The 8,056-nt window shown below is 39.7% G+C and carries 8 protein-coding genes and 1 pseudogene; 2 read left to right on the top strand and 7 right to left on the bottom strand.

Annotated features, from left to right (window positions below; genetic code table 11):
* The 6 genes and pseudogenes from tnpA to L5M10_RS07215 form a co-directional block, all read right to left on the bottom strand.
* The coding region (gene tnpA, locus L5M10_RS07235; RefSeq protein ID WP_411569281.1) for an IS66 family insertion sequence element accessory protein TnpA at positions 1 to 163 on the bottom strand (163 nt) is incomplete at its 3' end.
* An 83-nt stretch (positions 164 to 246) separates the two neighbouring features.
* Positions 247 to 1,250, bottom strand: a pseudogene (locus L5M10_RS07230) (IS3 family transposase); the annotation flags it as partial.
* Positions 1,251 to 1,757: 507 nt separating this feature from the next.
* Entirely contained in the window at positions 1,758 to 3,461 is a 1,704-nt protein-coding gene (locus L5M10_RS07225) for a DUF2326 domain-containing protein (RefSeq protein ID WP_263255090.1), read from the bottom strand.
* A complete protein-coding gene (locus tag L5M10_RS24220) occupies positions 3,436 to 3,660 on the bottom strand; it encodes an ABC-three component system middle component 6 (RefSeq protein ID WP_411569339.1) in 225 nt (74 codons plus the stop codon). Before L5M10_RS24220 ends, L5M10_RS07225 begins: the two co-directional genes overlap by 26 nt.
* Complete coding sequence (locus L5M10_RS07220) at positions 3,653 to 4,669, bottom strand: SMEK domain-containing protein (RefSeq protein ID WP_263255089.1); 1,017 nt, start codon at positions 4,667 to 4,669, stop codon at positions 3,653 to 3,655. Before L5M10_RS07220 ends, L5M10_RS24220 begins: the two co-directional genes overlap by 8 nt.
* 420 nt (positions 4,670 to 5,089) lie before the next feature.
* Entirely contained in the window at positions 5,090 to 5,296 is a 207-nt protein-coding gene (locus tag L5M10_RS07215) for a helix-turn-helix domain-containing protein (protein ID WP_263255088.1), read from the bottom strand.
* A 132-nt stretch (positions 5,297 to 5,428) separates the two neighbouring features.
* Here L5M10_RS07215 and L5M10_RS07210 point away from each other — a divergent pair, with 132 nt between their 5' ends.
* Together L5M10_RS07210 and L5M10_RS07205 are read left to right on the top strand one after the other, a co-directional pair.
* On the top strand, positions 5,429 to 5,980 hold the full coding sequence (locus L5M10_RS07210) for a response regulator (protein WP_263255087.1): 552 nt from the start codon (positions 5,429 to 5,431) through the stop codon (positions 5,978 to 5,980).
* Positions 5,981 to 5,984: 4 nt separating this feature from the next.
* Positions 5,985 to 7,400, top strand: a complete 1,416-nt coding sequence (locus L5M10_RS07205; RefSeq protein ID WP_263255086.1) for a DEAD/DEAH box helicase — start codon at positions 5,985 to 5,987, stop codon at positions 7,398 to 7,400.
* Positions 7,401 to 7,619: 219 nt separating this feature from the next.
* On the opposite strand, the gene L5M10_RS07200 is transcribed toward L5M10_RS07205, so the two are convergent.
* Positions 7,620 to 8,009: a Mov34/MPN/PAD-1 family protein gene (locus tag L5M10_RS07200; RefSeq protein WP_263255092.1), complete on the bottom strand. Its 390-nt coding sequence runs from the start codon at positions 8,007 to 8,009 to the stop codon at positions 7,620 to 7,622.
* Between the last annotated feature and the right edge of the window lie 47 nt (positions 8,010 to 8,056).

The raw sequence follows: 8,056 nt of genomic DNA, 5'->3' as shown, positions 1-8,056 counted from the left end.
CAACAAAGCCACCGTCATCATCCTGAAACGCCAACAACTGACGCTTGCGATAACTAAAATATGTAGGAATGATGCCCTGACGTTTTGCAAATTCAGTTTGGGTGAGACCACTTTGGGCTTGCTCGGCAAACAAGGCCAGCCATTGTTCTTTGGTACGGTGCATGATGATTACCCTGGCAGTTGATAATGGCAGACAGGGTAAAGTTGATCAGTTAGGATTGGAATGTGTGGTTGGCGTTACGCTTACTTTAAACTCCTGAAAAATCGCTCCATTGGCGCATTATCCCAGCAGTTACCTCGGCGACTCATGCTCTGGGTTATTTGATATTTCCACAGCCGTTGACGGTATTTAAGGCTAGTGTAATGACTGCCTTGGTCTGAGTGAAATATCAGGTTTTTAGGCTTACTCCGTGATTCAAATGCCATTTCCAGTGCTTTCACCGTTAACTCAGTATCTGGTGAAAATGACATTGCCCAACCCACCGCTTTTCTGGAAAATAAGTCCAGTACAACCGCTAAATAGCACCAGCGATTACCCGCCCAAATGTAAGTGACATCGCCACACCAGACGGTGTTTGGTTCAACCACTGCAAATTGTCGTTCGAGTATATTGGGGATAGCGACATGCTCCTTCCCAGCCTTCTTGTAGTGATGTTTCGGTTGTTGGCAACTGACTAATCCTAGCTTTTTCATTAGCCTAGTTGCTCGATAACGACTTAGTGCAAAACCCCGTTCAGAAGCGATAGTGGCAATGTTTCTCGCACCAGCGGACTGGTTGCTTTGCGTATGTATCGCTTTGACTTCACATTCTAAACGTCGCTGCTCTGACGTCACAATATGCTCGTGACTCACCCAGTAACGGTAACTACTGCGGTTCACGTTAAATGCATGGCATAACACTGAAATAGGATATTTATTGCTCTCATTGAGCTTCTCGATTATCGAGAATTGTTCAGCGAGTCCGACATCAAGAGAGCTGTAGCCTTTTTTAGGATTTCTTTCTCGAGGTTAATCCGCTCAATTTCTCGTTTAAGTGCCCTAATCTCAATTTGCTCAGGCGTCATGGGGGAGGCTTTAGGAGCAAGCCCTTTGCGCTCAACCTGAAGTTGCGTTACCCACTTACTGACCGTTGATTTACCCACGTTCATGGCTTTGGCAGCCGCTTCTTGTGTATAGCCTTGGTCAATGACTAATTGGGCAGTTTCGAGTTTAATCGCAGCGCTATATCGAGCACGTTTACTTTTATTCATTTTGTCACCTAAATTCGCTATGAATGAGATCATAACATTTCTTATTAGGTGGCCAAATTCACTATGCCACTACATTTCAATCAAGAACAAATTGAAAGAATTAACTATATACTGAATATTCACGCTGGTTTAAATGCACTATTCAGCAACCCCGAAAATATATATGGGTTTATGAACATGATCAATCATAATCATCTCTTTAATGGCGCCAAGCCAATTGACGTCATATTAAACGAAGAAAGCGATAATTTTCAATTGGTTATTAATCATATAACCCAGTTGCTTATACGTTAGATTTCGTTCTTTCTTCTTTGAGTTTTTTCACACAAAAATTGAGCTATTTTGACACTAGGTATTTCTGACGCGATTAAAATGTTTGTACATTTTAATCGCGTTGATACCTGAATAAAAATTGAGAGCCATGCCTGCATCCACTACCGTTCAAAAAAATCCCTGAGCGTTGCTCATGGATTTGTGTAAAAGAGACAGCCATTAAGTAGCTTTTAGTTACCCAAACTGAGAACCAAAGAACCAAGTCTCAGGGGCTTCATCCAGTAAGTTAAGAACTATCGCGTTTTTGATTTGTTCCTTTTCAGAACTGCTAAGTACTTCACTTTTCAATATTTCCTCTAGAGACGATTGCCCTATATTCACAAAGTACTGCAACCCCGAATCATTCACGTACTCTAAGGCAACCTTAAACATCTGAGCTTTCTGTCTTGGGTCTAGTTCAGAAAAAATACACCCATCGTGTGCAACAAACCCTAAAAGCTCTCTATTACGTTCGTACAAAAGCATGTCATAGCAGAAAATTCTAACTTCATTAACACCTTGTGAAGAATCTTTGGGTATGTGAATATCTAAATCATATAAGTATTGAGCATCTTTTGATAGCTGGACAACAACAGAGCCAGTATTGTTGTTGTAAAAACTTTTCACTATTCTTCTGAAATCATCGTCAAGTTTCTCCAAATACTCAGAGATTGAATTTAGATAGCCAAGTGCCTCGTTGTGAATCTCTGCATTTCTAAGTTTTTCAGCACTAAGTTCAGATTCAATTTTTTTCGCAAGTTGCAGGTTGGATTCAATCTGACTAATTTCTCCTGTTTTAATGAGAATCTGTTGTGAAACTGATTCATACTCATCAAAGGCTCCCTCAGCACTCATATTTCTTAGAATTAAATCTCGCTTTGCCTCTAAAGGTTCGAGAGACTCTTTTAACCAACGAATTTCTTCCGTCAGCAAACCAATTTCCTTAGTAAGCCTATTTGTACGGTTGCTTATCAGTTTTTTGTGGAAGTTACATGCTTCCTCTAGCTCTACTACTACTTGTTCCTTAAAAAATACCAGAGCTTCTTCGTAAACAGTTTTCAATTGAGAAACATCAACTTCGACATCTCCAATTTGACTCAATAGGTTATTTTTTCTCTGAAGGTTCTTGCGAGATTCATACAAACTATCTCGTAGTTCATTTATGTGATGAGTAAGTTTATCTGCAGCTTCCTTTTCGTTGTCATAAGCAGAAGCTATTTCTAGCTCTTCTTTTAGACTAGTTAGAGATGCAAGCTGATCCTTTAAGTCTTTTAAAACGTGAATACCTTCTTGAGACACCATGTCACTGACCGCACTCTGAGACTTCTTGAGCCTTTCAATTGCCTGTTTAGTTTTCTGTTTTCTCTCAACTATTGAAGTGTCTAGACCTAAAAGGGCTAGGTTAACCAAACGCTGTTGATAGTCTGAATCAGGTCGGCCTTGTTGGCCATGAGCTTCAGAGTAATACTTATCACCATAGCGTCTAGCAAAACAGTTGAAAAGATTCCTAAAGCTAATTGAATTAGGTAAATCTTTAACAAAAAGCTTAGTTAAAAACTGGTTATAGTCTTTATTAGAGTATTTTTGATCATTTACGTAAAACTCATTGTGGGCAAAATTTTTAGTAATTACATAATCAGCCCCATCATGACGAATGTCTAAGTAGAAGTTGCCGTAAGCCTTAAGAAACTTGTTAACTTTCTTTTCGCGTTCAGTTTTGTTGCTTAGTCTTGCCCCAAGCATCCAATGTATCAGGTTCAAGGTTGAACTCTTACCTACACCGTTATAAGACTTATTCTTATCTTTTGACTTCTGTAGTCCCGCAACTATCGTTAGGCCAAGCTCGAAATCTATCGTTTTAAATAGTTCATTATCAGAACGCAGCTTTAATAATTTCATCTGTTTCCTCAAGCTTTCCAATAATAAACAAAAAGTTAACGCTCAATAGAAACTTTTCCATCGGTAGAACTTTGGGGTACGACTTAGAGACATTCTCATAAAGAGAGTCAAACGACATTGAGCGAATAGCCACTTTCTCTAAGACAAATTTAGAAATATATATAATTGAGTCGGATGGGGTAACAATTTTACTAGGCATTAGCATGTTTATCCGCCTCTAGGTATCCGATGTCACAAATTTCAAAGAATGAGAAAAGAATTACCCATGGGATATGTATCCCATTGAAGTCTTTAATTGTTAGGTCTTCTCTGATTTTAGCATGTACCGATTGAATAACGTCAGTCATATCTAACTCACTCTTGGCACATAAGCGATTTAAGCTTTTGAATGAACAGTCTGAAATGCCCGATACAGTAAAGCCACTTCTGTGCAGTTTCTCTAATACAGCATTGACATATATATCTTTAACTACAAACTCGTGGAGTTTTCTTAGATCCTTCTCATCTAGACCTAAAACGATCCATGTATAATCCAGCGCTAAATTTGAATATGTGACAACACTCAGGTCTAATTTGTTTGTAGATATTTTGAGCCGCGTATCGTCGAGTTCATAGTCTTTTTCGGTATAAAGGTTCGTGTAGGGCATTTTGTCGACAAGATTTTTACAAGCTATCTGAAGAACCGCGTTATCGGTGTAGCGCATAGTTTTGTCAGAGAAGTAGTTGTACTCTAATTCTGCTATTTCATTCTCATCAAGGTTTTCTATTTCTTTTAACAGTTGTTTACGCCCAAGTATAACGTCATCACAATTTACCCCGAACACCTTCTGAACCATACTCTTAGTTGAGTCATAAAAATTTGGAATATCAATAAGGTAAAGGATTTCAATTGTGTAATCCTCATATTTGCTATCTCTGAGTGCCTCTAATGATGCTAGAAGCTTTGTAGACGTTGTAGTACTTGTAACTTGTATGATGGTTTGTTGGTTTTCACTGATTAAATCTACAGATTTTGCACACGGTTCGAAGAAATTTAGGTTTTCAAGATCTGGCCATTTCCGAACAAAGCGCAGCACATCACGAAAAAAGTTCTCAGCCGCAATATTGAGACTAAGATCATTCAAATTTTGATGCTGCTCTAAATCTGCTTTTAAAACAGATAGATAATGAGATATGTTATCAACAGAACGTTTGCGATTATGTGCCATTTTAATGCTCTTTTTTTCTTCAGATTATAGCGAAGATAAAATACTTGTCACATAGAACGTGATGGTATTTGTTTAAAAATCAAGCCCATCTCTCTAGCGTTTAATTTGATACACATTATCGGAGAGTACAAGGAGATCAGTAAAACTTATCGTATCGCGATAAAGCAATAACAAGCTTTGGGGCAAATCCGAGCTATAACATCTGAGCCAGCATAGATCGTCCGATTTTGAATCACTCGGAATCTGTCCCAGCAAACACACTATTTTACTACTCCGTCGTCTTGATAGAAGCTATAAAGCTGTGGCCTGTTTCTTGAACGCTACAGACCACTACACTAGCTCGAAAGTTTACTAGGCACACCAGAGTGCAAGCAGAACTGAGGCGGCAAATCTCACTTGTCAAGTTTAATTAAGATGCGCCTATGGCAGGAGTGCCCTTATGTCACAACCCAAGGCTTCCGCCAACTGATATGCCTTTTCGAGCGTGATGTTTACCTCTCCACGCTCGATTCGCCCCATATAACTGCGGTCTATCTCAGTCAATAACGCAACTTTTTCTTGGGAAATACCACGTCGTTTTCGCTCTTCCCGTAATTTAGCCCCAAATTGGATTGCTAAGTCTTTCATTTTTCATCTCGTTAAAGAGAAAGACTATCCAAAGTTGCGGCTTATAATGCCACGGATTATAATCCGCATTTGTACAAGCAATGCTCTTCTAATGCCTAGTTGGAGCACTAAACAGCCTCTAGCGAGAACGTCATGTCTAAAGCCTCAATCAAAATATGCCCGACTTTACATACCATTCTCCAGGACGAGAGCTTCAACAATTTTCAAGTTATGAGTTTACGCGATGCTTATCTTGCTGTTTCAACTAACAGTTTAACTGTCAGTAAAACTTACAATTTCATTTATCAGCAGGTCCACAGACTCGTGAAAAAGGGGCTCTTAGATAAAAATGTAAACCCACTGTTGAAGGAAACGACTTATCAAAAGACAACGAATTTTTTCCAAGCGAATTTCATCCTGCAAAGCGCAAACAAAACCGAAACCGAAACCGAAACCGTAGAGGTAACACCTACACATAGGGAAAAGCATAATACTATTAAACAATTAGAAGAGCGGCTCAAGCAGTCAGAAATCGATTTACTTACGAGCATAGGTGAGTCGGAAGAGTATATGCGCTTATACCAATCCTTTCCTGAAATGAAAGCTCATCTCGAATCACAGTATTTGTTGGCTCGTGAAACGAGCTCAAAACTGCTAGGTCAAATAAAAGCCATTAAATCAGCTATCACCCATCAACAAAAGTAACTCAATGCAACTTAGACAATGGCAATCTGAGTGTGTCAAACGCGCTCTAAGGCACTTTTATGGTGCTCATAAACATTTCCTTTGCTTAGCAACACCTGGTGCTGGTAAATCAATCATGGCCGCCGAAGTTGCTGCGAAACTATTTGAGGATGATCTAATCGATTTTGTGTTGTGCTTCTCTCCATCAGTAAATATCTCTCAAGGGTTGAAACAGACATTTTCCAATCGTTTGGAATGCCGATTTGATGGTGTTATAGGTTCGGTAGGTTGCTCTTATACTTACCAAGGGATGTTGGCTTTTAAAGAGGATTTCTGGCAATTACTAAGAAAAAACCGAGTTCTCGTCATCTTTGATGAGATCCATCATTGTGCAGGGAGCTCTCTTGAAGATGCAAACGCATGGGGGGAAGAAATCCTACTCAACATACAGGCCCAAGCGCAGTACACTCTAGCGTTAACGGGCACGCCTTGGCGCTCTGACCAAGCACCGATTGTTTTATCTCGATACACAGATCCAGATAACCAAATTCAATGTGACTATGTCTATGGCCTTAAGGAAGCCGTTGCCGATGATGTGTGTCGTAGCCCTCACATTGTACTAATTGATAACGACAAAATTTCAGTGACTGACCAAGAAAACGAAACAAAGACTTATGGCTCTTTGGATGAGTTATTGAAACATTCATCAATCTCTTATCAGTCTATCATCGAGAACCATGAGGCGATTCAATATATCTTAGCGTTAGCAACAAACAAGCTAAGAGCCATAAAACAGTCCAACCCTAATGCAGCCGGACTTATTGTCGCATCATCTGTATCACACGCAGCAGATATCTTAAACACACTCAAAAATGAGTTTAATGAAACAGCTCAGATAGTTACCTACAAAGAGGATGCTCCATCTGCCAAGATAAATGAATTCAGAAACAGCACAACTAACTGGATCGTGAGTGTAGGCATGATAAGTGAGGGGACTGATGTCCCTCGCCTGCAGGTTTGTTGCCACCTTAGTCGAGTTAAAACTGAGCTTTACTTTAGACAGGTTTTAGGTCGTATTTTACGAACTAATGATTCGTTTAATCAGCAAGCTTGGCTATACACCTTTGCTGAACCAAAACTTGTAGAATTTGCCAGTCGTATAGCTGAAGAAATACCTGACATACCCGTGGTATTTTCTGAACCAATCGAGATAAAGCTCAAGCAGGACCAACTCGAAAACCATGATGTGACAGCGAAAACGATGCCACCTACTAACTGCAATATTCTCAATATTGGCAGACAATACCTCGATAAACAGACAAAATCGTATTCTGTAGAGCTTTCATCGAGGGAATTTTTAGGTACACCAACATCATTATCATTCGAACTCTTAGGTGGCTTTAGAGAAAAAGTTGTCTCAACTTTTAACTCACCGTTTTAAAGTCCAACCTCTAAATTATAGAGCTACAATTGTCCTCGACACTTTGAGTTTTATGGTGACACTATAAAGCTCAAAGTAATTCACAACTAGAAAGCTTTTGGACATAATCTTGTTAGATTTTCAGCCCTAATTGATGAGTTTCGGGGTAATTTTTCTATGGATTAACAACAAGTTAATATTGAATTGAAACTGAATATCCACCCATTATTCAAATTGTCATTAATTCACAGGAATTAGCACCAAACCTTGACCCGAACTAGGTACCAACTCGACGTGAAGGGATTTCCGCCCAACTATGACAACCAGCACTGGACGCTTATCATAACGTTTCACAGCCAAGCGATTCCATTCAGTTCTATCGAGACCTGAAGGATAAGGATAATCTTCAGGATGTGTGTGCCACTCTCCCAAATAGCGAATGGTGCCTTGGCTTGTCGTCCATCTAGCCAGAGCAATGGTTTCGTGACTAAATGGCATCCGCTCGAACAGACAACGAAATCGCTTATCCTGTACAGTAGGAACTGTCACTTGCTCAATGAACATATGGTTTCCATGAACAGACCCCAATAAAAGCCCACCTGCTTCGCAGTCAGCATCCCGTAGTTGCATATGCTTACTAAATATCTCCAATGAGGCATCCGAGAAATGCAACAACG

The sequence above is a fragment of the Shewanella sp. SM32 genome (genome assembly GCF_025654235.1).
GTDB classification, from domain to species: Bacteria; Pseudomonadota; Gammaproteobacteria; order Enterobacterales; family Shewanellaceae; genus Shewanella; species Shewanella oncorhynchi.
The sequence above is the reverse complement of the archived record's forward strand: the minus strand, read 5'-3'. Positions and strand labels throughout refer to the sequence as shown.

Bases quoted from the DNA above. Each gene is read 5' to 3' on its own strand.
- L5M10_RS07225 (WP_263255090.1), bottom strand. From the start codon at position 3,461: ATGAAATTATTAAAGCTGCGTTCTGATAATGAACTATTTAAAACGATA.
- L5M10_RS24220 (WP_411569339.1), bottom strand. From the start codon at position 3,660: ATGCCTAGTAAAATTGTTACCCCATCCGACTCAATTATATATATTTCT.
- L5M10_RS07220 (WP_263255089.1), bottom strand. From the start codon at position 4,669: ATGGCACATAATCGCAAACGTTCTGTTGATAACATATCTCATTATCTA.
- L5M10_RS07215 (WP_263255088.1), bottom strand. From the start codon at position 5,296: ATGAAAGACTTAGCAATCCAATTTGGGGCTAAATTACGGGAAGAGCGA.
- L5M10_RS07210 (WP_263255087.1), top strand. From the start codon at position 5,429: ATGTCTAAAGCCTCAATCAAAATATGCCCGACTTTACATACCATTCTC.
- L5M10_RS07205 (WP_263255086.1), top strand. From the start codon at position 5,985: ATGCAACTTAGACAATGGCAATCTGAGTGTGTCAAACGCGCTCTAAGG.
- L5M10_RS07200 (WP_263255092.1), bottom strand. From the start codon at position 8,009: ATGCAACTACGGGATGCTGACTGCGAAGCAGGTGGGCTTTTATTGGGG.